1 protein-coding gene is annotated in these 1256 nt (G+C 55.3%); it reads right to left on the bottom strand.

The features are described 5' to 3' along the window. Positions 1-8 precede the first annotated feature (8 nt). A protein-coding gene (locus ABEH28_RS27240; protein ID WP_346631560.1) for an IS3 family transposase occupies positions 9-1192 on the bottom strand; the annotation gives its coding sequence in 2 pieces (ribosomal slippage) (positions 9-928 and positions 928-1192; 1185 coding nt in all). Positions 1193-1256 lie beyond the last annotated feature (64 nt).

The raw sequence follows: 1256 nt of genomic DNA, 5'->3' as shown, positions 1-1256 counted from the left end.
TGTAGTGGTCAACTAATTCCGGACACCTCGATAGGTGGTTTCAAGGCCATCGTCCGTTCGTAAACGGTCGGTGGCAGATAACCCAGTTTCGAGTGCAGCCGCTCATTGTTGTAATACCCAACGATGTATTGAGTGATATCGCGTATCGCTTCGCCATGGTTGGCGTAATTGCGCCGCCATACCCGCTCCATTTTCAGGCTCAGGAAGAAGCGTTCCATCACCGCATTGTCCCAGCAGTTACCTTTACGGCTCATGCTTTGCTGCATGGCGTGTCTGGCCAGCAGCGATCTGTAGATTGCGCTCGCATATTGGCTGCCTCGATCGGAGTGGGCGATCAAGCCAGGTGGAGGTTGACGCTGCGCGACGGCCATCTGCATCGCGCTGCACACCAGCTCTGCAGGCATGTTTGGGGCCATCGCCCAACCCACGATCTTGCGCGAGAACAAGTCCAGCACCACGGCCAGATAGAGCCAGCCGCTACGCGTTTGTATGTAAGTAATATCGGCGACCCAGGCGGTGTTAATAGCCTGCGCTTCGAACTGTCGATTCAACACATTCTCAGCGATTGGCAGGTCATGCTTGCTGTCGGTCGTATGCACAAACTTGGGTTTCCACGCCGAGCGCAAACCATGGGCTCGCATCAGGCGGCGGACTTTATAGCGACCTATTTGCATGCCCTTGGCCCGCAGAGCCTTGGTTAAAGGGCGGCTTCCGCGGCAACCGTTGCTCTCGGCAAACGATGCCTTGAGCTGCGCGACAACGGAGCAACTTAGCCGAACAGGCGCTTGTGCCCGCTTACAGGCCTCGTAAAAACCTGATCGACTGACGTTCAGTACACGACAGACATGCGCCACCGAATAAGCCTTCTGTTGCAGTTGCCGAACAAGCCTATACGTCACTTCAGTTCGCGGGCAAAGAAGGCGGTAGCCTTTTTTAAGATGTCGTTGTCCATCTTGAGCTGCCGGTTTTCCTGCTCCAGCTGCCGAATGCGCTGCTGCTCAGCCGTCAGCGGGTTTCCGATCCCGGCCTGGCCCAGCTGCTCGGCGTCATATTGGCGGATCCACCGCCGTACGGCCGTCTCACCGAGATTCTGGTCCTGACAAACCTGCGGAACGGTCAGCCCCTGATCCCTGACCATTTTTACGACTTCCAATTTGTAGCTGTCATCAAATCTTTTGCGCTTTCTGGTCATGTAGAACTCCTCGATAAATGTATTTTCCACTTATCGAGGTGTCCGGGGAAATTAGACCACTGCA

Origin of the sequence: Pseudomonas sp. Ps21-P2 (genome assembly GCF_039672565.1) — a bacterium.
Classification (GTDB): Bacteria; Pseudomonadota; Gammaproteobacteria; order Pseudomonadales; family Pseudomonadaceae; genus Aquipseudomonas.
Note: the sequence above shows the minus strand (reverse complement) of the source record. Positions and strands in the feature narration are given on the sequence as shown.